The 21,412-nt window shown below is 73.1% G+C and carries 22 protein-coding genes; 8 read left to right on the plus strand and 14 right to left on the minus strand.

Going from position 1 to position 21,412, the window contains the following annotated elements; genetic code table 11:
- Positions 1-2: 2 nt before the first annotated feature.
- From LN251_RS41210 to LN251_RS41220, 3 genes are read right to left on the minus strand one after another with little or no spacing between them, the layout of a single operon-like run.
- On the minus strand, positions 3-443 hold the full coding sequence (locus tag LN251_RS41210) for an OsmC family protein (protein ID WP_458249244.1): 441 nt from the start codon (positions 441-443) through the stop codon (positions 3-5).
- A 58-nt stretch (positions 444-501) separates the two neighbouring features.
- Positions 502-690 (minus strand): hypothetical protein, encoded by a 189-nt coding sequence (locus LN251_RS41215; RefSeq protein WP_458249245.1) that lies wholly within the window; start codon positions 688-690, stop codon positions 502-504.
- Positions 691-704: 14 nt separating this feature from the next.
- The gene (locus LN251_RS41220; RefSeq protein WP_458249246.1) at positions 705-1,295 is read right to left on the minus strand and encodes a TetR/AcrR family transcriptional regulator; all 591 of its coding nucleotides are present in this window, start codon (positions 1,293-1,295) and stop codon (positions 705-707) included.
- 122 nt (positions 1,296-1,417) lie between these two features.
- Here LN251_RS41220 and LN251_RS41225 point away from each other — a divergent pair, with 122 nt between their 5' ends.
- Positions 1,418-2,293: an NAD(P)-dependent oxidoreductase gene (locus LN251_RS41225; RefSeq protein ID WP_458249247.1), complete on the plus strand. Its 876-nt coding sequence runs from the start codon at positions 1,418-1,420 to the stop codon at positions 2,291-2,293.
- Positions 2,294-2,400: 107 nt separating this feature from the next.
- Here LN251_RS41225 and LN251_RS41230 read toward each other — a convergent pair whose 3' ends face one another.
- On the minus strand, positions 2,401-3,231 hold the full coding sequence (locus LN251_RS41230) for a transglutaminase domain-containing protein (protein ID WP_458249248.1): 831 nt from the start codon (positions 3,229-3,231) through the stop codon (positions 2,401-2,403).
- Between the two features lie 218 nt (positions 3,232-3,449).
- Here LN251_RS41230 and LN251_RS41235 point away from each other — a divergent pair, with 218 nt between their 5' ends.
- Positions 3,450-4,469, plus strand: a complete 1,020-nt coding sequence (locus LN251_RS41235) for a GerMN domain-containing protein (RefSeq protein ID WP_458249249.1) — start codon at positions 3,450-3,452, stop codon at positions 4,467-4,469.
- 123 nt (positions 4,470-4,592) lie between these two features.
- Here LN251_RS41235 and LN251_RS41240 read toward each other — a convergent pair whose 3' ends face one another.
- From LN251_RS41240 to LN251_RS41250, 3 genes are all read right to left on the minus strand, one after another.
- Positions 4,593-5,072 carry a nitroreductase/quinone reductase family protein gene (locus LN251_RS41240; RefSeq protein ID WP_458249250.1) on the minus strand — a complete coding sequence of 160 codons (480 nt, stop codon included), beginning with the start codon at positions 5,070-5,072 and terminating at the stop codon, positions 4,593-4,595.
- Positions 5,073-5,215: 143 nt separating this feature from the next.
- Entirely contained in the window at positions 5,216-6,262 is a 1,047-nt protein-coding gene (locus LN251_RS41245; RefSeq protein WP_458249251.1) for a hypothetical protein, read from the minus strand.
- Positions 6,263-6,395: 133 nt separating this feature from the next.
- Positions 6,396-6,533 (minus strand): hypothetical protein, encoded by a 138-nt coding sequence (locus LN251_RS41250; RefSeq protein WP_458249252.1) that lies wholly within the window; start codon positions 6,531-6,533, stop codon positions 6,396-6,398.
- Positions 6,534-6,858: 325 nt separating this feature from the next.
- On the opposite strand from LN251_RS41250, the gene LN251_RS41255 reads away from it, so the two are divergent.
- Both LN251_RS41255 and LN251_RS41260 read left to right on the plus strand, forming a co-directional pair.
- Positions 6,859-7,056, plus strand: coding sequence for a YHS domain-containing protein (locus LN251_RS41255; RefSeq protein WP_458249253.1), 198 nt, complete (start codon positions 6,859-6,861; stop codon positions 7,054-7,056).
- 187 nt (positions 7,057-7,243) lie between these two features.
- Positions 7,244-8,266 carry an Acg family FMN-binding oxidoreductase gene (locus tag LN251_RS41260; RefSeq protein WP_458249254.1) on the plus strand — a complete coding sequence of 341 codons (1,023 nt, stop codon included), beginning with the start codon at positions 7,244-7,246 and terminating at the stop codon, positions 8,264-8,266.
- A gap of 74 nt (positions 8,267-8,340) precedes the next feature.
- Here the strand turns inward: LN251_RS41260 and htpG are convergent, their stop codons facing one another.
- Entirely contained in the window at positions 8,341-10,245 is a 1,905-nt protein-coding gene (gene htpG / locus LN251_RS41265) for a molecular chaperone HtpG (RefSeq protein WP_458249255.1), read from the minus strand.
- A 221-nt stretch (positions 10,246-10,466) separates the two neighbouring features.
- Between htpG and LN251_RS41270 the strand changes: the two genes are divergently transcribed.
- On the plus strand, positions 10,467-11,801 hold the full coding sequence (locus LN251_RS41270; protein ID WP_458249544.1) for an RICIN domain-containing protein: 1,335 nt from the start codon (positions 10,467-10,469) through the stop codon (positions 11,799-11,801).
- Here the strand turns inward: LN251_RS41270 and LN251_RS41275 are convergent.
- The 5 genes from LN251_RS41275 to LN251_RS41295 form a co-directional block, all read right to left on the minus strand.
- On the minus strand, positions 11,795-13,564 hold the full coding sequence (locus tag LN251_RS41275) for an amylo-alpha-1,6-glucosidase (RefSeq protein ID WP_458249256.1): 1,770 nt from the start codon (positions 13,562-13,564) through the stop codon (positions 11,795-11,797). The two genes, LN251_RS41270 and LN251_RS41275, sit on opposite strands and share 7 nt — an antisense overlap.
- Positions 13,565-13,618: 54 nt before the next feature.
- On the minus strand, positions 13,619-14,632 hold the full coding sequence (locus LN251_RS41280) for a LacI family DNA-binding transcriptional regulator (RefSeq protein ID WP_458249257.1): 1,014 nt from the start codon (positions 14,630-14,632) through the stop codon (positions 13,619-13,621).
- 206 nt (positions 14,633-14,838) lie between these two features.
- Positions 14,839-15,369 carry a TerD family protein gene (locus LN251_RS41285; RefSeq protein WP_458249258.1) on the minus strand — a complete coding sequence of 177 codons (531 nt, stop codon included), beginning with the start codon at positions 15,367-15,369 and terminating at the stop codon, positions 14,839-14,841.
- A 136-nt stretch (positions 15,370-15,505) separates the two neighbouring features.
- Complete coding sequence (locus LN251_RS41290; protein WP_458249259.1) at positions 15,506-17,389, minus strand: SMI1/KNR4 family protein; 1,884 nt, start codon at positions 17,387-17,389, stop codon at positions 15,506-15,508.
- Positions 17,377-18,594: a hypothetical protein gene (locus LN251_RS41295; protein WP_458249545.1), complete on the minus strand. Its 1,218-nt coding sequence runs from the start codon at positions 18,592-18,594 to the stop codon at positions 17,377-17,379. Before LN251_RS41295 ends, LN251_RS41290 begins: the two co-directional genes overlap by 13 nt.
- A 366-nt stretch (positions 18,595-18,960) precedes the next feature.
- On the opposite strand from LN251_RS41295, the gene LN251_RS41300 reads away from it, so the two are divergent.
- Both LN251_RS41300 and LN251_RS41305 read left to right on the plus strand, forming a co-directional pair.
- Positions 18,961-19,689 carry a YqjF family protein gene (locus tag LN251_RS41300; RefSeq protein ID WP_458249260.1) on the plus strand — a complete coding sequence of 243 codons (729 nt, stop codon included), beginning with the start codon at positions 18,961-18,963 and terminating at the stop codon, positions 19,687-19,689.
- Positions 19,690-19,789: 100 nt separating this feature from the next.
- Complete coding sequence (locus LN251_RS41305; protein WP_458249261.1) at positions 19,790-20,317, plus strand: hypothetical protein; 528 nt, start codon at positions 19,790-19,792, stop codon at positions 20,315-20,317.
- A gap of 29 nt (positions 20,318-20,346) precedes the next feature.
- Here the strand turns inward: LN251_RS41305 and LN251_RS41310 are convergent, their stop codons facing one another.
- Positions 20,347-20,775, minus strand: coding sequence for an ATP-binding protein (locus tag LN251_RS41310; protein WP_458249262.1), 429 nt, complete (start codon positions 20,773-20,775; stop codon positions 20,347-20,349).
- Between the two features lie 248 nt (positions 20,776-21,023).
- On the opposite strand from LN251_RS41310, the gene LN251_RS41315 reads away from it, so the two are divergent.
- Positions 21,024-21,347, plus strand: a complete 324-nt coding sequence (locus LN251_RS41315) for an STAS domain-containing protein (RefSeq protein ID WP_458249263.1) — start codon at positions 21,024-21,026, stop codon at positions 21,345-21,347.
- Positions 21,348-21,412: the final 65 nt, after the last annotated feature.

Raw genomic sequence — 21,412 nt, forward strand, 5'->3', positions numbered from 1 at the left:
GTTCAGGGGGTGTCCGTGACCGTCACGGTGACCGGGGTGCCGAGCTCGACGGTGCGGCTGACCGTGCAGAGCCGGTCGTGGGAGGTCTTGACCGCCCGGGGCAGGATGGCCCGGGCCCGGTCCGCGGACGCCCCTTCGGGGAAGGTGACGGAAAAGTCGACCGAGAGGTCGGTCATCCGGTTGCCGGACTCGTCGCTGATCTTGTGGCCGGTCACGGTGACGGTGAATCCGGTCGGCTCGACATGGCGGGTCGTGGCCACGTCCACGTCGGCCGCGGTGCACCCGCCGATCGCGGCGAGCAGCAGCTCGACCGGGGTGAACTCGGTGCCGCCCGGCTCCCCGGCGGTGCCGAAGTCGATCGTGCCGCCGCGGGCGTTGACGGCGGTGAAGTGGCCCGTAGCGGTGCGCCGGACGGTGACCGAGCGCAGCGTGTCGTCTGTCATGCCACGACAGTAGTGCGGCCCGCGCGGCACGGCGTGCGCACCTCCGTCCGCGTGCCCGTCACAAACGTCCGGCGGCGCGCGTCAGCGAGGTGTCCACCGCCCGCAACCCGTCCGCGAGGGGGTCGGTGTCGCGCCCGGCCCGGTGTTCCTCGAGTCGGACGACCTGCGCGAGGACTGCGAGCTGCTGCGCGAGTCGTACGGCGGCGGGTGCCGGGGCCCGCCGTACGACCTGCTCCCCCGCGCGCACCGTCGTACGACCGCTCAGCCGCTGTCGCGCACCGCCGCGTCGAGGAGCGGGCCGAGTTCCCGGGTCACGGTCGTCAGGGCCCGGACGTCGCGTTCGGCGCGGGCGATGAGGATGGCTCCCTCCAGGGCGCTGATCATGAGGGTGGCGAGCGCGCCGGCCCGTTCCTGGGGGACGCCCATGTCGGCGAGGGCCTGTGCCACGGGGGTGGTCCAGGTGGCGAACGCCGCGGCCACGGCCTCCCGGGTGGAGGGCACCGACTCGGCCCAGTCCACCGTCGCGGCCGCGACCGGGCAGCCGGCGGCGAACCCGTCGCAGGCGTACTCGTCGGTCCACTGCCGCACCATCTCGGCGAACAGCCCGCTCGGCGTCGGCTCGTCCAGCGCGGCGAGGAACCGGGCGACGCGCCTGCCCGCGTACCGGCCGGCCCAGCTGACCGCCTCGTTGACCAACTGCTCCTTGCCGCCGGGGAAGTAGTGCTGCAGCGACCCGCGCGGCGCGTCGGCGTGGGCGGCCACCTCGCGCATGCCGGTGGCGGCGACCCCGTCGCGCCGGATGAGCTGGGCCGCGCTGAAGACCATCCGCTCGCGCGGCCCGCGTTCGGACATCCCCGGCCTCCTCGTATGTGCGCCTCGCACCCATCCTATGACCGCCGTCATACCACTCCGCTACTATGACCGCGGTCATAGAACTATGACCGCTGTCATGGACCGTCGGGTGGTGGTGCGTCGTGTACGTCGGTTTCGTCGGCCTCGGGGTGATGGGGCAACCCATGGCCCTCAATCTCGCCCGCGCCGGGACGCCCCTCGTCGTCTGGAACCGCACCCCAGCCAGGTGCGAGCCCCTGCGGGCGGCGGGGGCCGAGGTGGCGGCCGGTCCCGCCGAGGTCTTCGAGCGGGCGGGGACGGTGATCCTCATGCTGGCCGACGAGGCCGCCATGGACACCGTCCTGGGGCGCGGCGGCCCGGACTTCACCCCGCGCGTCGCCGGGCACACGATCGTCCACATGGGCACGACCTCGGCGGAGTACTCGGGCGGTCTGCGCGAGGACATCGGCAACGCGGGCGGCCGCTATGTCGAGGCGCCGGTCTCCGGGTCGCGGGTCCCGGCCGAGCGCGGTGAGCTGGTGGGGATGCTGGCGGGCGACGCCGACGCGGTGGCCGCCGTGCGGCCGCTGCTCGCTCCCGTGTGCCGCGAGCTGTTCGACTGCGGGAGCGTGCCCGGCGCGCTGCTGATGAAGTTCTCGGTCAACCTGTTCCTGATCACCATGGTCACCGGCCTGACCGAGGCGTTCCACTTCGCCGACCGGCACGGGCTCGACCAGCGCCTGCTCCGGGACGTCCTGGACGCGGGCCCCATGGCCAGCGCCGTCTCCCGGGTGAAGGGGGCCAAGCTGGTGGACCGGGACTTCACCGTCCAGGCGGGCGCCGCGGACGTGCTGAAGAACAATCGGCTGATCGCGGAGGCCGCGCGCAAGGCGGACCTGGCCTCCCCGCTGCTCGACGTGTGCCACGCCCTGTTCGGCGAGACGGTCGAACAGGGCCACGGCGGGGAGGACATGGTGACCGTACTGCGCGCGATCGAGAGGCGGAGCGGGGCGCGGTGAGCGCCCGGCCGCTCGGGGCGCGGTGAGGGTCTGGTTGCTCAGGGCTCGGTGAGAGCCCGGTCCCTCAAGGCCCGGTCAGAGCCCGGCCGCTCAAGGCCCGGTGAGCGTCACGCGGCCGGTGCGGCCGCCGCCCCGGCTCCGCGGCGCCCCAGGACGGGCTCGGCCAGCAGTCTCGCCGTGGCGCAGAGGGTCTGCCCGTGACGGGCGAAGAGCTCGTCGCGGGAGTCGAAGCGGCCCAGGTCGGCCAGGACGTGGCCCGACAGGTCGCAGCCCGCGCCGGAGGCCGGGCAGAGGGTCGCGCCGTCCCAGTCGATCGCCGTCCTGGACAGGGCGTCGAAGAGCGTCTCCGCGCCCGCGTTGCTGAAGCCGTCGGCGCGCCGGACGCTCAACTCGTCCAGGCTGCCGAAGAGTTCGGAGGCCGACAGCCAGGCCGCGGCGGACCCGGCGGCGAGCCCCGCGGCCGGCGCCGGGCCCGCGAGCCGGAATTCGGGCCAGGCCAGCACGACCTGGTCGGGGACGACGCGGTGCAGGCGCGGAAAGCGCGGGTACCAGAACCTGCCGTCCACCAGCAGGCCGCGCACCCGCGTGGGCACCCCGGACGCCCGCGCCACGGCCTCCAGCACGGCCAGCCGCTGGCTGCAGGAGCCACGGCCGCGGCGCAGCACCCCGGACACGGGCAGGTCGTCCCGCACCGAGTACACGGGCCGCACGGTCCGGGCGATGTGCCGGTGGGCCCGGCGCAGGAACGCCGACCGATCGTCAGGTTCCGCGCCCTCCCCCGCGCCGGCCGTCTCCTCGACCTGGCGGAGCAGCGCGGCGACGCGGGGATGCCGCCAGTCGAGGATCCGCGTCGGGGCCGTACTCCCGAACACCTCCGCTTCCGCGCCGCTCGTGCGGAACCGGGCACGCCGTCGGGGCATGAGAAGTGAACTCGTCAAGGCCGCCGTCCTCTCGATGCGGCCCCCACAGGTCCGCCGACGGCATCATGGCGGAAGATTTGAACATGTTCAACCTCCTCGGCCGTACGCGGAACCAAGCCGCCGCCGAAAGGTCTGTCGGCCCGCGGTTGCACCCCATTGGGCCTCGTGACAGAGCCGGTCAGCCCTGGTCCGCGGATCGGCCGACGCGTTGGATGGAAGTGTCTCAGGAGGCTGCCATGAACACTCAGGCCCCGAGCGCCCACACCTACCGACGCCACCGCGCAGCGGTCACAGCGGTGTTGACGCTCCCTCTGCTCACTGTCACCGCGTGCGGCACGACCAACGGCTCGGGTGCCCCGAGCGTGGTCGACCAGACCACGCGCCCCACGACCGGCGCGGCCACCTCGGGCGGCACCTCCGGCACGTCCGCGCCCGCCACGCCGTCGACGTCGACCGCGCCGGGCACGACGGCCCGGGCGCCCTCGACGAGCGGCGGAACGGGCACGGTGACCGGCGCGGGCACGGCGACCGGCACGGCCGTGAAGCAGATCCGTACGTCGGTCTACTTCCTGCACGGCGAGCACGTCTCGCCCGCCCCGCGGACCGTGACCGCCCCGGCCACCGCCACCGGCGCCGTCCGCGCGCTGCTGGCCGGCCCCAGCGGCTACGAGAGGTCCCACGGCCGTACGACGGCCATCCCGTCCGGCACCAGGCTGCGCTCGATCGTGGTCCGCAACCATGTGGCGACCGTGGACCTCTCCGGGCGGTACGACGACGGCGGCGGCAGCCTGTCCATGCGGGCCCGCCTCGCCCAGGTCGTGTTCACCGCGACCCGCTTCTCCTCCATCCACTCCGTTCGCTTCGCACTCGACGGCAAGCCGGTGAAGTACTTCGGCGGCGAGGGCATCGTGCTCAACAGGCCCGTCGGGCGGGCCGACTTCGAGGACGTGACCCCGGCCGTCCTGATGGAGTCCCCGGTGATCGGCAACAGCGTGCACACGCCCCTGCGGGTCTGGGGCAGCGCCAACACCTTCGAGGCCGTGTTCCGCCTGAAGGTCACCGACATCACCGGGCGCACCTGCGCCGACGTACGCGTCCAGGCGACCTCGGGCACCGGCACCCGGGGCACCTTCGACGTCACCTTCCCCTACAAGGCCGCCCGCACCGGCCCCGGGCTGCTCACCGCCTACTACCTGTCCGCGAAGGACGGCAGGCCCGTCACCGTCGACACGGTCCCGCTGACCGTCAACCGCTGAGCGAGGACCTGACCCACGTGCCGCGCGTGTCCCGTGACGCGTCGCACGCCGCTCCGAGCCCGGCATCCGGAAACCGGCATCCGGAGTCCGTCCGGGCTCGGAGCACATCTGCTCGGAGAGCACCTACCCGAGGGTGGTGATACGGAAGACCGGGTACCGGTCCGCGATCCGCGCGAACTCCTCCAGCGGAGCGTGCCGGTCGACCGGGACGTGCGCCCTGGCGCCGGGCGCCCGCCCCAGATACGTCCGCAGGACGGGCGCCCGGTCACCCGGGTCCACCTCCTCCAGCCGGACCTCCTCGCGGTGCCCGTGCCGCAGCACCGCCCGCCCGTCGGCGGCGCGGACGTTGCGCACCCAGTTCGCGCGCGTGCCGAGCATCGACACCAGATAGCGCTCCCCCTCGTGCTCCGCGACGACGACCGGGAACCTGATGAGCCGTCCGGTGCGCCGTCCGCGGACCTCCAGGGCCACCCAGTTGCGGGGGCCGAGGCCGGCCGCGTACTGCAGGGCACCGAGGCGGTTGAGCACCCGCGCCGTACGGTGGGGGCGCCCGCCCCGGTACAGCCACCGGTCCAGCCGGTGCAGTCCTCCCGCCGTGGCCATCACGCCACCTCCGTCCGACTCCGACTCCGACTCGACCGGCACACCAGGTCTGCGTGGAGCCGCCTGCTGAAACCTGCCCTGTGCACGAGCCAACCCCTGTTGCCCGTCGCGGGCCAGGGGCTGAAGGTCCCTCGGCGCATGCGTCAGCCCGCCGGCCGCGCGGATCCGCCGGACCGCGGGCCCCCCGTCCGCTCCGCCCACCTCGTCCACTTCGTCCACTTCGCCAGGAGCAGTGCGAGCACGAGCAGGATCACTCCCACGGCGAGCACGGACAAGGGTGCGGCGAGCGAACCCGGCAGATACCGCTCGGCCGTCTGCGGCACGGTCTGTACGGTCCCGTAGGCGCCCAGCGCCAGCAGCCACACCCGGCGCAGACCGACTCCGGCGGCCACCAGGCCGCCCGCGGTGGCCAGGGCCAGGAGGTGTCCGAGGGGCACGGCGAGCGTCAGTTGCGCGCCGCTCAACAGACCGATGGCGGCGGCGAGATAGCCGGTGCCACGGGGCGGCAGCCGGTCACGGTGCGCCAGGACGCCCCAGCCGGCGGACAGCAGCCAGACCGCGATCCCCGGCGCCCACAGCGGCACATCCTTGCCGAGGCAGGCGACGGCGGAGCCCAGCGTCATCGCCGCGCCCGCGAACATGGCCAGGTGCTGCGGCGGCAGCGGCGCGCGCAGCCACAGCGGCACGGCGTAGACAGTCGCCGTGCCGGCGGCGGCGAGCACCGTGACCTGGGGTGAGAAGCCGCCGACCCGGCCGGCGAGGACGCCCGCGCACGCGGCCAGAGAGAGGGTGGACACCAGCCACAGCACACTGCGCAGCCGGACCAGGGCGGGTTCGGCCGAGCCGCGCAGCGGGATCGCGGCGGCGCCCAGAGCGAGGGCCGCCGCCCCGGCGAAGGCGGCCTGGGCCCCGGCCGGGATGCCGGGCCACAGCGTGTCCACGGCCAGGAATCCGGCGACCGCCGCCATGACCGCGCCCAGATAGCCCAGCGCCTCGACGACCAGCGACACACGCCGGCCGTGGTCCGCAGCCTCGGGCGCGCCGGAACGCGGGGCGCGAACCGTGCCGTACGCCGCTCGCGTCCGTTCGGCGGCCTCGATCCGCTCGGCCTGGCTGCCGTCCAGCAGCCCCGCCGCCACCCAGTCGGTGAGTCGGGCGTGCAGCGCGGGATCGGGAGGAATACCGGACATGGACAGCCCCCTGTCCTTCCACCTCTCAGGATGCCCGCGCGGGCCGTCCGCGGCGGTGGCCGACCGGCCTCACCCGGGGACCGATGGACCCACCCGCGCGTACGCGGCCGTGGCGGAGGGGGTTGGCCGCGCGTCAGGATCCGTCGGTCGCACGGTAGGTGCCGTGCCAGGTGTGGTTCCACACGGCGCCGTCGACGGCGTCGACGGAGAGCATTCCGGTGATCCTGCCCGACTTCAGGGTGTGCAGGGTGTAGTAGCCGGGGTAGGCCACCGCCTCGCCGACGGTCAGTGTGCTGTGGCGGCGCAGCCCGCCGCGGCCAGCGCGCCGGCCAGTGCCAGGGCCGTCAGTACACCGTTGCCTCGCCTGCCGGACATGGCCATCACCTCTCGGGCCGGTCCCCGCCGCGCGGCCGGTCGCCGGCTTCACGGGTCCCACGGTCGTGCCAGGGTCCCGCGTGCCCCGGCACCCGCCCCAGGGGTCTTTCGGTCCGGGGCGGGGGACCGTGGTCCCCTCCCGGGCGGGGGCGCGCACGGTGATCGTGGAGGCACGACCGCCGACCGGCGACCCGGCGGCGCTCCGACTGCGAAGAGGCGACATGAGCATCCGGCGTCACAACCACCACCGGCACCAGCCCGCGGAGACGGTCACGGACCCGGTGTGCGGCATCCAGATCAGCAAGTACGGCGCCACCCCGCGCAGAGAGACGGCGGGCGCCCTCTTCCACTTCTGCTCCGCCCGCTGCGCGTCCGCCTTCGACGGCGACCCCGCCCACTACCTCCACGCCCACGGGTAGCGGCGCCGGCCGGCCGGACTCGCACCGACCGCAGCGCCGGTCGCCCGAGCCGTGTGGTGTGCCGCCCCGGCCGCCCCGGCCCCGCCGGTCCCGGCTCGCTCGGCGGCCGTCCCTGGCGTCGTGCTCGGCCCGGCCCTGCCCGCCCCCACCATCCGACCACTGTCACGACAAGCAGGGGAGGCATCTCATGCAGGCCGTACAGGCCCCGCTCGACACCGCCACCATGGACTCGCTTCTGACGGCCGCCGTGGCGGCCCCGTCGATCCACAACACCCAGCCGTGGCGCTTCCGCACGGACCCCGACGGCAGACTGGTGGAGGTGCACGCGGCGCCCGGCCGTTCCCTTCCGCTGGCCGATCCGGTGCATCGCGCCCAGTACCTGTCGGTGGGCGCCGTGCTCTTCAACCTCCGCCTCGCCGCGGTTCGTTCGGGGTGGCGGCCGGAGGTGCGGCTGCTGCCGGACCGGGGCCGGCCGGGGCTGCTGGCCACCGTCCGCCTGACCGGGTCGCTCACCGCCGACGAGCGCCGCGCCGACCCGGGCCTCCACGACGCCATCGCGCGCCGTCACACCAGCCGGCTGCCGTTCACCGGCCGGCCGGTGCCCGATCCCGTCCTGGCGGAGCTGGTGACCGCGGCACAGGCCGCGGGCGCGCGGCTGCACGTACCGGACATCGCCGGGACCCGCCGCCTCCTGCGCCTGACGGCCCTGGCGGAGGCCCGCAACCAGGCCCGGCCGGACCGTGCCGCGGAGACCCGTGCCTGGCTCAACGCACCGGAGGCGAAGACCCCTTACGGCATCCCCGTCACCGCCCTCGGACCGCCCGACGCGGCCGGGCGGATGCCCATGCGGGACTTCACCGGCGAGCTGCCGGGCCTGCGGCGGCCCGCCCTGTGGTTCGAACGGCATGTGCAGCTGGCGCTGTTGTGGACGGGCAACGACCGGCGCGAGGACTGGCTGCGCGCGGGGCAGGCCCTGCAGTACGTCCTGCTCACGGCGACCGCCCGCGGCCTGCGCACCTCCCTCCTCCACCAGGCCATGGAATGGCCGGACCTGCGGGCGGCGACGGCCCTCCCCGGCCACAAGCGCTGCCACCCGCACCTGGTGCTGCGACTCGGCTACGGCCCGGACGGCCACAGCACACCCCGGGCACCCGGACAGCAGGTCGGGGGTCGTACGACGCCACCCGGCACCGGTGACACGACCGGCTGACGCCTGCCGTGACCGGGTGCCGGTGACGGTCGGGACCGTAAGAGTCGGAGCCGTCGGAGCCGTCGGAGCGACCGTCAGCGCAGGCCGTGCTCCAGTCGTTCCGCGACCAGCTTCACGAAGCGCGCGGGCTCCTTCGGCTGGCCGCCTTCCGCGAGGACGGCCAGGCCGTGCAACAGCTCGGCCGTCTCGACGAGTTCGGCCCGGTCCTCGCGCTCCTGGTAGGCCTCGTTCAGGCTGCGCACGAGCGCGTGCGACGGGTTGAGTTCGAGGATCCGCTTGGTGGGCGGGACCTCCTGGCCCATGGCGCGGTACATGTTCTCCAGCGCCGGGGTCAGGTCGTGGGCGTCGGAGACGACACAGGCCGGGGAGACGGTGAGCCGGGTCGACAGGCGGACGTCCTTCACGTCCTCGCCGAGCTGCTCCTTCATCCAGCCGAGCAGGCCCGCGTACTCCTCGGCCTGCTTCTCCCGCTCGCCCCCGGCCTGTTCGTCGCCCTGGACGTCCAGATCGATCTCGCCCTTGGCGACGGACCGCAGCGGCTTGCCGTCGAACTCGCCGACCGCGTCGACCCACACCTCGTCGACGGGGTCGGTGAGCAGCAGGACCTCGACGCCCCGGGCCCGGAACGCCTCCATGTGCGGGGAGTTCTCGATGGCCTGCCGGGACTCGCCGGTCATGTAGTAGATGTCGTCCTGGCCGTCCTTCATCCGCTCCACGTACTGCCGGAGCGTGGTCGGCTCGTCCTCGGAGTGCGTGCCGGCGAACGAGGCGACGGCGAGGATGGCGTCGCGGTTGTCGGCGTCGCCGAGCAGGCCCTCCTTCACGACGGCCCCGAACTCCCGCCAGAAGGTGGCGTACTTGGCGGAGTCGGCCGCCTTCATCTCCTTGACCGACGCCAGCACCTTCTTGGTCAGCCGGCGCTGGATCATCCGGATGTGCCGGTCCTGCTGGAGGATCTCGCGGGAGACGTTGAGCGAGAGGTCCTGCGCGTCGACGACCCCCTTGACGAAGCGGAGGTACGGCGGCAGCAGCGCCTCGCAGTCGTCCATGATCAGCACGCGCTTGACGTACAGCTGGAGGCCGCGCCGGAAGTCGCGGGTGAACAGGTCGTGCGGGGCGTGTTCCGGCAGGAACAGCAGGGCCTGGTACTCGAAGGTGCCCTCGGCCTGGAGCCGGATGGTCTCCAGGGGGTCGCGCCAGTCGTGGCTGACGTGCTTGTACAGCTCGTGGTACTCGTCGTCGGAGACCTCGTCGCGCGAGCGCGCCCACAGCGCCTTCATCGAGTTGAGCGTCTCGGGCTCGGGCGTGTCCTCACCCTCGCCCTTCGTGCCGGGCACGAGCCGGATCGGCCAGGTGATGAAGTCGGAGTACCGCTTGACGATCTCCTTGATCGTCCACGTGGACGTGTAGTCGTGCAGCTGGTTCTCGGGGTCGGCCGGCTTCAGGTGGAGCGTGACGGCGGTGCCCTGCGGCGCGTCCTCGACGCGCTCCAGGGTGTACGTGCCCTCGCCGCGCGACGACCAGCGGGTGCCCTTGCTCTCGCCGGCGCGCCGGGTCACCAGGGTCATCTCGTCGGCGACCATGAAGCCGGAGTAGAACCCGACGCCGAACTGGCCGATGAGCCCCTCGGCGCCCGCCGCGTCCTTGGCCTCCTCGAGCTCCTTCAGGAACTCGGCGGTGCCGGAGTTGGCGATGGTCCCGATGAGCTTGCCGACTTCGTCGTACGACATCCCGATCCCGTTGTCCCGGACGGTGAGCGTACGGGCGTCCGGGTCGGCTTCGATCTCGATGTGCAGGTCGGAGGTGTCCGCGTCGAGGTCGTCCTGCCGCAGCGCGGCCAGGCGCAGCTTGTCCAGCGCGTCGGAGGCGTTGGAGACGAGCTCCCGCAGGAAGACGTCCTTGTTCGAGTAGACGGAGTGGATCATCAGCTGGAGCAGCTGACGAGCTTCCACTTGGAACTCAAACGTTTCGGTCGGCATGGTTCGCTTGTCCTCGCAGGTCCCGAAGTTGCCAGGTCAGGTGGTAGCCACTGTAGGACACCGGGCCGCTGCGACCGGCCGAACCCGGTACGGTCGCGGGAATTCACCCACGGCACCTGGCGCGCCCCACCCTTCCTCCGGTATGTCATGCATCTGTCAGCATCGGCATTCTCGTGCCGGAGTGAAGGGAAGACCCCGTGCGCCTGCGCCCCCTGCGCCTCATGTGCTGCTCCGCCGCCCTCGCCCTGTCCCTGCCCGCCCTGCTCCCGGGCGCGGCCTCGGCGGCGGTCCCTGCCTCCTCGGTCTATGTGCAGAACTACGTCACCGGCCGCAACGCGGCCGACAGCGGCGGCACCGTGGCCGCGCACCACCCCAAGGGCAACGAGGACCACCAGCAGTGGACGCCGGTCGCGGTCGACGGCGGCTACCAGCTGCGCAACGCCGACGAGTCCGGAACCTGCCTCGGCCGCGGCGGCACCGCCGCCGTCACCGCGGCCTGCGGCGCGGACGGCACGACCTGGACGCTCACCGCCGGCGCCGACGGCACCTACACCGTCTCCGCCCCCGGCACCTCGCAGTACCTCACCGGCTCGTCCTCCGACGCCGGCGCCGTGCAGCTCGGCTCCGCGGGCGACCTCGCCCGCTGGTACCTGACCCCCGTCGCCTACGCCACCACGGCGATGCCCTCCGCCGACACCCGCACCCTGGACCAGGTCACCTTCCTGACCGCCCACAACGCCTTCGCCAACGGCGCCGACGGCGACTTCGCCTCCTGGCCGGTCAGCTGGTTCCCCAACCAGACCTACGGCATCAGCCGTCAACTCGACGACGGCGTGCGGGGGTTCATGCTCGACGACTACGCCGTCTCCGGGCGGGCGGTGCTGTGCCACAACAGCTGCGACGGCGTCGCCAACCCCGTGCCCCTCGCCACCGACCTACAGCGCATCGTCGACTTCCTCAAGGCGCGTCCCGGCCAGTTCGCCACGGTGTTCCTGGAGGACTACGCCTCCTCCGACGTGCTGAAATCGTCCCTCGCGTCCGTCGACGGCCTCTCCGACATGCTCTACCGGCCCGACCGGGAAGGCGCGGCCACCAAGGGCTGGCCCACGATGGCCGACCTCGCCGCGCGCGGGAAGCAACTGCTGATCTTCAGCGACCGCACCCGCGAGAGCGACACCGCCAACGGCTGGAGCACCCGGGACACCTTCGGGGTGATGTACCAGCGCGAGTGGACCGTGGAGAACTACTGGTCCATGGGCGGCGGCCTCGGCACCTCGGACTGGTCCTGCTACAGCCGCTGGGACACCAGACCGCTGACCGCCGACTCCGCCGCGTTCCACCCGCTGTTCGTGATGAACCACTTCCGTGACTACACCGTCGCCGGTACCGCCTCCACCGACAACGGCAAGATCCTCAACCGTGCGCAGAACTTCTGCACACCGGCCGCCCGCAAGAAGCCCAACTACGTCGCCGTGGACCGCTACGACCTCGGCTCCCCCAGCCCGCTGTCCACCGTGGCCACGCTCAACAGCTACATCCTCGCGCCGGGTCAGTGACCTCGGACGGTACGGGTCCTCGACGGCCCGGCCTCCGGCGGGCGGGCGTGTGCCTCGGCCAGCAGGAGGTAGCTGCCGGCGGTCCAGGTGTAGGCGCGGTCGCGCAGGCCCGTTCCGGTGAGGGCGTCGAAGTTCTCGGCGAAGCCGTGGGTCTCGCACAGGGCGCGGAACCGGGCGCTGATGTCGCCCGCGAGCCGGTGGTGTCCGGCGCGGCGCAGGCCGTCCTCGACGAGGACGGTGGCGGGCGCCCAGATGGGGCCGCGCCAGTAGCCGTCGGCGCGGTAGTGCGGTGACGTGGTCAGTTCGGTGGCCAGGCCGTGCGGCGTGAGGTGGCCCTCGATGCGGTCGGCCAGGGCGCCGGCGACCTCGGCGGGCAGGTGTTCGCCGAGTACGACGGGCATCAGGTCGAGGAGACTGGCGCTGCTCCAGGTGGTGCCGGTGGCAGCACCACGGGCGAGGAACCTGTCGCCGGTCCACAGCCGGTCGAGGAGTTCCGTCTGCATCTCCGCGGCGGCGGCGGTCCACCGGGCCGCCTGCTCCGGTCGTCCCAACTCGTCTGCCAAGTCGGCGAGTTCGCGCATCTGCAAGATGAGGAAGGCGGCCAGGTCGGCGGTGGCCACCATCCGTTCGGGGTCGAAGGTGGTGGCGTTGTCCCAGCCGCTGTCGTTGCCGTGCTCGTAGTGGGCCAGTCGGGACGCGGGCGCCCGTCGCGCGGTGAGCCAGAAGTCCGTCCAGCGTGCCAACCGGTCGTACGCGCCGGCCAGTTCGGCCCGGCCGGGCGGTGTCGGCAGGCGGCGGCGCAGGCGGCCGTAGGCCCAGCCGTGGATGGGCGGCTTGACGAAGTTGTACAGGACCTCGGAGTGGGTGACGGAGTCCGGCAGAGCGCCGCCGGCGTCCTGGTGGTCGAAGGGGAGGTGGTACTGGTCCAGTGCGAGCTCGGGGCAACCGCGGGCCAGCGCCAGGGCGTTGAAGCAGTGGTCCCAGCTCCAGACCTTGTCCATCCAGTGCTTCGACATCAGCACGGCGGGCCGGGTGACCAGGCCGGCCGGGCGGACCGTCGCCGACCACAGGACGTAGGCGGCGAGTTCGGCCGCCGGGGTGGCGGACGAGCGCCAGGGCGCGACCGCGTCGACGAAGCCGGTGAACGCCCTCAGCGCGCGGTCCACGACCTCGTCGAAGGCCGGCGCGAGCCGGTACGGAGGGCGCGCGGTCTCGTACTCCTCGATCGCGATCTCCCAGGTGCCGTCCGCCTCCCCGGTCACGGTGAGACCGCGCTCCGCACCGCCCAGGGCCTGGTCTCCGGACGTCCGGACGGTGGTGCCGCGCAGCGCGGTGACGCGGTAGCGGCGTCCCGTCTCGTACGACGTGAACACGTGCGCGTCCGCCACCGGATCGTGGAGAAAGTACGTGCCGCTGAACGGGGTGAGGGTGGGGGCCGCGGCGAGGACGCCGAGGCCGAGTCCGCTGCCGCGCAGACGTACGGTGTCCGGCGACTCGTAGGCGAGGTCGATGCGGCCGCGCGGCCCGATCCAGCGGAGCAGGGCCGGGGTGGCCTCGACGCGGGTGTCGACGCGGTCGCCCCCACCGGGGTCGAGGGGGACCAGGCGCAGTACGGCGTGCATGCCGTTCTGGTGCGAGACGAGGTGGAGGTCCTCGGCGTACGTCTTCTCCGCGACGACGGGCGAGACGTCGAACCAGGAGCCGTGGGTGGAGAACGGGATGTCGTGGACGGAGAAGGCCGGGCCGGGCGGGACGGCGGTCATGTGGCGGGACTCGTTTCTGGAGCAGGGGCGGCCGCTGGTCGACAACCACCGGCGTCAGTTCCTCGGGCCGGGCCCGGTGCTGGCCCGCAGGGAGATCGGCGGGGTCAGGAGGTGGTGGCGGGGCGGTGCCTCGGGGTGGTCGAGCCGTTCCACCAGCAGGTCGACGGCGCGCCGGCCCATCTCCTCCGCCGGTACGTCGGCCGCGGTGAGCCGCGGGGTCACCGTCTCCGCCCAGCGGCCGGCGACGACCCCGGTGACGGAGAAGTCGCGCGGCACGTGGCGGCCGGCCTGGGCGAGTCCCCGGTACAGGCCGCCGAGAGCGGCCTCGTTCAGGGTGACCAGGGCCGTGGCGGCCGGGTCGTCGTGCAGGATCTGTTCCACACAGGCCTGGCCGGCCGCGGCGTCGTCGCCGCAGCAGTACGTGCGTACCGTCAGCCCGCGCTCGGCGGCGGCCTTGGTGAAGCCGTCGAGGCCGCGCCGCGCGGACTCGTATCCGCACCGCAGCAGTTGCTCGGGCCGGTTGACGAAGGCGACCCGGCGGTGGCCGAGGTCCGCCAGGTGGTGGACGCACGCCGCCGCCAGCGCGGTGTGGTCCAGGCCCACCCACCAGCCGCCCTCGGGACGGGCGGTGCGGCCGATGGCGACGAAGGGGAAGTCCAGGGCCGCCAGGTGATCGACCCGGTCGTCCTGGAGCCTGATCTCCATCAGGATCGCGCCGTCGACGCGCCGCTCCCCGAGCAGCCGCTGGAAGGAGCGGTCGCTGTCGACGCCGCTGGGTGAGAGCAGGACGTCGTAGTCGTGGGCCGCGGCGGCCTCGACGACGCTCCCGATGAAGTCCAGTTGCATGCCGGTGTAGTGGGGGCCGGCCGGCGGGAAGACCAGGCCGATCGTGCTGGTGCGGCCGTTGGCCAGGGCGCGGGCGCTGGCGTTCGGGCGGTAGCCGAGTTCGTCGATGACCTGCTGGATCTTCCGGCGGGTGGCGTCCGAGACCGGGCGCTTGCCGCTCAGCGCGTAGGACACGGTGCTTCGCGAGACACCGGCCCGCCGGGCGATCTCACCGATGTTCACGAGAGGCTCCCTGCTCGAACCGGCCACCGCGAGCCGCCCTGCGTCGAACCGGTTCGCGTGCAGTGAACGTAGGAACTGCCCGCACGGCTGTCAACACCCGCGGCACTGCATACCCCAGGCCTCTCGAACCGGTTCGACGATGGTGCGAGAGGGAAGAGCGCGGCCCGGCAGTCAGGTGGGATCGGGGCGAGTCGGCCAGGGCGGCGTCAGGGCCGGACGCCGCCCATCTCCGCCGTGAACAGCACGGGGTCGCTGTCGAACCCTCTCACCATCTCGTGCATCTCCCACCGGCCCGAGGCGTCGCGGGTGAACTCCGCGATGGTCGCGGCGCTGGCGTCGGCGACCTGGGTGAAGTCGTCCACGAGGAGCTTCCGGTAGCCCTCGACCACCAGCACACCGGCGTTGGTGAGGTCGCCGAACGTGCGGGGACCGCCGTCCTGGTGGATGGCCACGCCGACCACGACCCGCCCGTAGAGGGGCGCGAGCCGGTCGAACTCCAGCACCATGACCTCGACGTACCCGAACCCCATGCCGGTCTCGCTGTGCCGGGTCATGTTGATGGTGCCGTCGGGCGAGCGGCTCTCGTAGTGCACGACGTAGACGGGCCGTCCATGGGGATCGTCCGCCGAGTAGGTCGCCCCGATGATGTCGAGGTGGCGGGCCGGCTCACCGAAGGGACTCGGGTCCCACTTGATTCTGACCTCGACCTTGCCCAGACCCTCGCCGACACCGCTCATGTCCGCCACTCCCCCGTCGTCCGGCGCGGGCTCTCCCCGCACCCTCAAGTATGTGCCGTGACCAGCCGGTTGATGCCTTCCCGGCGGAGCCGGACAGCTCACCGGACGACCGCCGGACCGCGCCTGCGGCCTGGGCTCACGGCCGATACCGCACGAATCGCAGGGTCGCCTCGGGCTCGCCCGGGGCCGGGGGACGGTTCCAGGGCCGGGTGCGGAAGCTGTGCAGGCGTCCCCGGGTGAGGGCGAGTCTCGGCAGGCGGACACCGAACTCGGCCGCGAGAGCCTCCAGGACGCGCCGCTCGCCCAGCCGCTCCGCCAAATGCTCGCCCGGCGGGAAGAGACGGTCCGGGTCGAGGGCGGCGGGCAGGGGTCCTCGTCCGCCGATCGTGCCCGGCCGCACGGTGAATCCGCAGGTCTCCTCGCCGTTCTCCGCGACCGACAGCAGGAAGTGCCCGAAGGGGGCTCCGTCGGAGGGCTCGCTCCACACCGTGACCGCGCGAGTGCCTTGGGAGGCGGCGACGCCCGGGGAGACGAACCGCCTCTCGTCGAAGCCGCCGGGCCCGGCCTCCAGGGCGAAGCTCCAGCCGGCTCCCGCCCGGCCGACGACGGCCACCGGCTCGTCCCCGGACGTCGACAGGCCGTGGTGGTCGCGCCCGCTTCTGCGCGCGTCCCACAACGTCATCGGCTCCCGCAGGGAGGTGCTTCCGTCCGCCCCGATGCGGCCGGGCAGTTGGACCGGTTCCACCCCCTCCACCAGGACGAAGCGGTACGAGGTCAGGATGCTGCCCCGGTCCATGTCGACCAGCCACGCCAGACCCGGCGGATCCTGGTCGGCGGCCGGAGCCGGGGTGCTGCCGTGCTGTCCGGCCCTCGGTGTGGCTAGCAGTTCCCGGCCCCGCTCCGGGGTGAGGAGGGGGCCGAGGAGCGGGTCGGCACACAGGCCGACGGGCGCGATGTGGTCCGGGCCGAGCGGTCGCCACTCGGGCAGCGCGGTGCGCAGCGTGTGCCAGGCCGCGTCGTTCTCGCCCCAACCGGCCTGTTCCCGCGCCTCCTCCACGGCCGCCGCGAAGGGGCCCGCGGGCGTGTAGCGGAACGTGTCCGCCCGCGCCTGCCGCAGGGCTTCGTCCGCCACCGGGCGCACGGTCTCGGGAGCCGTCGGCAGGAACATGCTGTCGTCCCAGCGTTTGCGCACATGCGCGTCGGCCAGCACCGGCAGCACCTCCGAGGCGTACCGCGGGTCGTCCGAGAGTCCGTGGAAGGACACCGTGTACGTCTCGCCGAACAGGCGACGGATCTGGTCACGCAGTCCCGTCGCGCGGGGCCGGCCGTACGCGATCGCCTCCGCGAGGGCCGCCGAGGCCCGCTCGTGCCGTCCGGCCAGGGCGTCGAGCCGGGCGGCCTCGACGGAGGCGTCCAGAGACCGCGTGGTCGCGTTGGCGAACTCCCGCCCCTCGCGCGCCGCTCGGTCCGCCTGCAGCTGGTGGAACTCCTGGTGCATGGCCTCCATGAAGGCGCGGAACGACGCGTACCGCTCGGGCGGACTCGCGCGCCACGAGGCCCAGGTGTAGACGGCCCACTCACCCGTGTCGTCGACGTCACCGGGGTCGAGCAGGACGTACATGGCGTCCGACTCCACGTCGAGTTGCAGCGCTCGGTGCCACATCCCGGCCGACAGCGGCTCTTCCGGTTCGCCGGGGAAGTACTCGGACAGTCCTGCCGCGTCCTCGTGCGGACGGATCCGGTCCGTGCCCGCCAGCAGCCAGACGAAGCCACCCGCGTGCCGCCAGCCGTCGCTCACCGCGAGGAACGTCCGGTAGGAGGGCGGCAGCCGGTACCCGAGCCGTGCCTCCAGGGCTCGGATGCGCTCCTCGGACGCGGGCGGAAACCCCAGCCACCGTGCGCGCCGTGGTTCCTCGTCGCGCGCGTCCTCGCCCTCCGGTGCCCGCGGATCCTGCGCGTCCGCCCACTCCTCGGTCCACCGTTGCAAGAAGGACCGCCAGTCCTCACTCATGCCCGCCATGCCTGAAGCCTGACAGGCGCCACTGACAACACCCCCGGCTCGCGCGGCGGTTCGCCCGGCGTACCGGCCAAGGGGCGCTGATCGGGGCGCGGATCGGGGTCCGGTGGACGGTGGCCGCCGCGTCTGCCGCGCGGTGTGCGCTGCGGCCACCACAGGACGTAGGCGGCCGAGCCGAACGCGAAGGCGAGGCGGATGAGGCCCCGGGCGCCGTCGGACGGGATCAGCAGGGCGCTGCCGTAGAGGGACAGCAGGGCGATCCAGCTGACCCAGGGGACCAGGCGACGCTGGCCGATCGAGTCCCAGATCAGGGTGCCGAGGAGGACGGAGGCGTTGTAGTACGTGTACACGCTGGGGTCCAGGGCGATGCGGGCGTCGGCGGCGAGCAGGACGACGGCCGGCCAGCGCTGCCGGCGGACGGCGAGGACGCCCAGGGCCACGCCGAGGCTCATCTGGGCGGGTCGGTCCCACCAGGGGGTGACGGGATCGTGCACGCCGAACCAGCGCAGGGACGACGCCGCTTGGTTGGGGATGGTGAAGCGGGCCGCGGCGAAGGTCTCCGTATGGGTGAGGTAGAACGGCAGCCAGGCGGCGGCCACCAGGGCGAACAGCCAGGCCGCGGCGCGCGCCCGGCCGCCGCGCGGCAGGGCCAGGAAGAGGGGGACGAAGCCGACCGCCCACGGTTTGCAGCCGACGGCCAGGGCCAGGCAGACGCCGACGGCGGTGGCCCTGCCGCGGACCAGGGCGCGCACGGCCAGCGTGGTGAAGAACAGGGCCAGCACGTCGTCGAGATGCGCGAACCGTACGGCGACCTCCACCCACATGGGGATGAAGGCCGCCCCGGCGATCAGGACCCGCTGCTGCAGGCGCCTGTGGTTGACGCCGGTGCCCCGGTAGTGGTCCGCTGCCGCCCGCCCGACCAGGACGAGCATGTACAGGCCCAGCACCGACATGAACAGGTCGGCGAGCTTCTCCCCCGTCTCGGGCGGGAACGGCGCGAACAGTCCGGCGACGAGGAAGCTGACGGGGCCGATCTGCAGTTCGGGGTGGTTGGCGTAGAGGGCGAGGCCGCCGCCCGGGATCTGGTTGAACAGCAGTTGCTGGCCGGTCCTCAAGTAGTGCCAGGAGACGGCCTCGTGGCGTTCTGCGACGACGAACCAGCCGGCCGTCCACACGGCCAGCAGCAGGGTGTGCCGGCGGACCGGCAGCCACTTCGTCCGGCCGAACCGCTCCCCGCCTCCGGGCGCGGGACCCGCCGTTCGCCCGTTCGGCACACCCCGTCCTTCCGCTGCACACTCTGTCGGCACCGGGGCGGCCGAGGACACGGCCCCGCCCGGCTCACCTCAGTAGAGGGACTGGGCGCGACGTGGGTTCCTCCTCGGCCCGTACTCCTCGGCGGCCGCCCCGGGTTCGGGTACATGTGCGGTCGGCGCCCGTGGGGAGCGGCGTCTGCCGAGGGCCTGATCAGTGGCGTGTTCGGCGGGGTGTCTTGCTCGCGGCCGCGGGCGCGTTCGACCGTGAGCGCCGCTGTGACCTGCGGGTTTCCCACGGGCCGAGCGGGGGACCCGGAGCGTGTGGTGGCCTATGGGGCGGAGCAGCGGGTACGGATGCCGGCGCTGCGGGCGCGCTGGCTGAGGCAGACGTTCGTCCACTGGCCGTTCCCTCCGGAGGTGGTGCAGGCCCTGCTGCCGGAGGGTCTCGTCGTGGACGAGTACGACGGAGCCGCCTGGGTGGGTCTGACCCCGTTCGAGATGGCGGGAGTGCGGCCGCCGGGCGTGCCGGGCGCCGGCCTGACGTTCGCGGAGACGAACCTGCGCACCTACGTCCGCCGGGGCGACGGGCAGGACGGACTGTGGTTCCTCACGATCGAGGTCTCCTGTCCTGTGATGCCGGCGGCGCGTGCCGTCGGGGCGCCGTACCACCCGGGCAGACTGAGCGTGCGCCAGAACGGCGACACCGTCTCGTACACCGGTGTGCGGTGGGGCGGCCGCCCTTCCTACCGTCTCTCCGTCCGGCCCGGCGACCCGGTCCAGCCCACCGAGCGCGACGTGTGGCTGACCTCGCGCTGGCGGTCGTACACACGGCGGTTCGGGACGCTGTGGGAGACACCGGTCGAGCACGAACCGTGGCCGCTGGCCGAGGCCAGGGTCGAGGTTCTGGAGGAGACGCTGACGGCCGCGGCGGGCCTGCCCTCCCCCGCCGCGGAGCCCGTCGTGCACTACTCGGAGGGTGTCCGGCACGTACGGCTGGGCGTGTCCCGGCCCCTGCGCAAGGGACGCGCCGGAGGTGACGCCGCCGGGTGAGCGCGGTGGTCGCCCGCGAAAGGCGGTCGGCCCGGCGGTGGACCGGCCCGGACGGGGCACTCGCGGGCCGACGGCGGATTCGACGACCCCAAGGAGTGCCATGCCTGCGCCACGACTGCTCGGCGTCTATCTCAACGACCACCTGGCCGGCGCGACCGTCGGTGCCGAGCTGGGGCACCGCATGGTCCAGGAGCACGGTGACACGGCGTACGGGAACGAGCTGCGGAACCTGGCGACCGAGATCGCGCAGGATCGGCGGGCCCTGCTGCGGATCATGGGCGAGCTGGACGTGCCCGCGCGGCGGTACAAGGTCTACGGGGCATGGCTGGGCGAGAAGCTCGGCCGGGCCAAGCCCAACGGCCGCCTGCTGCGCCGCTCCGGCCTCACGTTGCTGATCGAGCTGGAGGCGCTGCGGTCGGGCGTGGCGGGAAAGGCGCTGCTGTGGCGGGCCCTGCTCACCATGGCCGAAGACGATCCGCGCTTCGACCGCGACCGGCTGGAGGAGCTGCGGCAGCGGGCGGAGCGGCAGACGCAGACGCTCGACTCCCTGCACACCAGGGCCGCCGCGGGTCCGCTCGCCGCCTCGGAGCGGCAGTCGTCCGGATCGTCGGCGGCCCGGTCCGGCTGACGCCTCCGGTGCCGCCGACGGCGGCCCGCTCAGCCCAGCAGCGGATCGTCGAAGAGCGAGAGCCTGGCGGTGACGCGCTTGCCGACGGGCTCCCGGCGAGCCTCGAAGCCCTGCACCACCGCCATCACTATCTCCAGGCCGTGCTGCCCCACCCGTCCGGCGTCGGCGGCCTGGGCCCACGGAAGCGTGGGATCGGTGTCCCACACCTCGATCTCCACCATGCTGCCGTCGGCCACGCGCAGCTGCAGCAGCGCCGGCCCCGGCGCGTACTTGAGCGCGTTGGTGACCAGCTCGCTGACGACCAGTTGCGACAGGTCCAGTGTCCGCGCCGAGACCGGAAGCCCGTGTTCGGACTGGGCGCGCGCCAGGAAGGCGGACACCTGGTCCCTCGCGTCGGCGATGCAGCCCGGCGCTCCGTCGAGGGCCACGGTTACCTCGGCAGGTGCGGCTTCCGGCATCCGAAACCACTCCTCGGGCGGAACAGTCTGGCTGCCGCCGATGTGCAATACCCCGTTCATGAGCGCGCGACTACCCCGTAGGTCTCCTCCTACTCCTGCGCCGCGCACACATGAATGAGGCGCATGCGTGCATCGAGCCCGGAATACGGGGCAGCGATGGCAACAGAAGAGGCGACGGGGGGTCGACCCACCGCGGAAGGATGCGAGTGTCAGACAACCGGGAAGCAGTGGGCCACGGTGGGCTGTCCGTGGTCCGTCACGACGTCGACGGCGTCGCCGTTCTCGGCCTCGAGGGGGAAGTGGACTACCAGAGCGCGTCGGCCCTGACCCGGGCGATGCCTCGGGCCGACGCCGATCCGGGCCGCCGGCTCGTGCTCGACCTGAGCCGGGTCACGTTCATGGACTCCAGCGGTGTCAACGCCCTCATCGGCGCCCACCAGGACAGGCAGCCCGTGGAGGGATGGCTGCGGCTGGCCGGGGTGCGCGGGGCGGTGCTGCGCACCCTGCAGCTCGTGGGTCTCGACACGGTGATCGTCTGCTGCCCGAGCGTCGAGGAAGCCGTTCGGCCGTGACGGGCGGGCGGGCGGTGGACGACCACCGAATAAACCGTCCGAGTGCCCCTCCTCTGTCAAGGCAT

It is taken from the genome of Streptomyces sp. MAI_2237, from assembly GCF_054189285.1.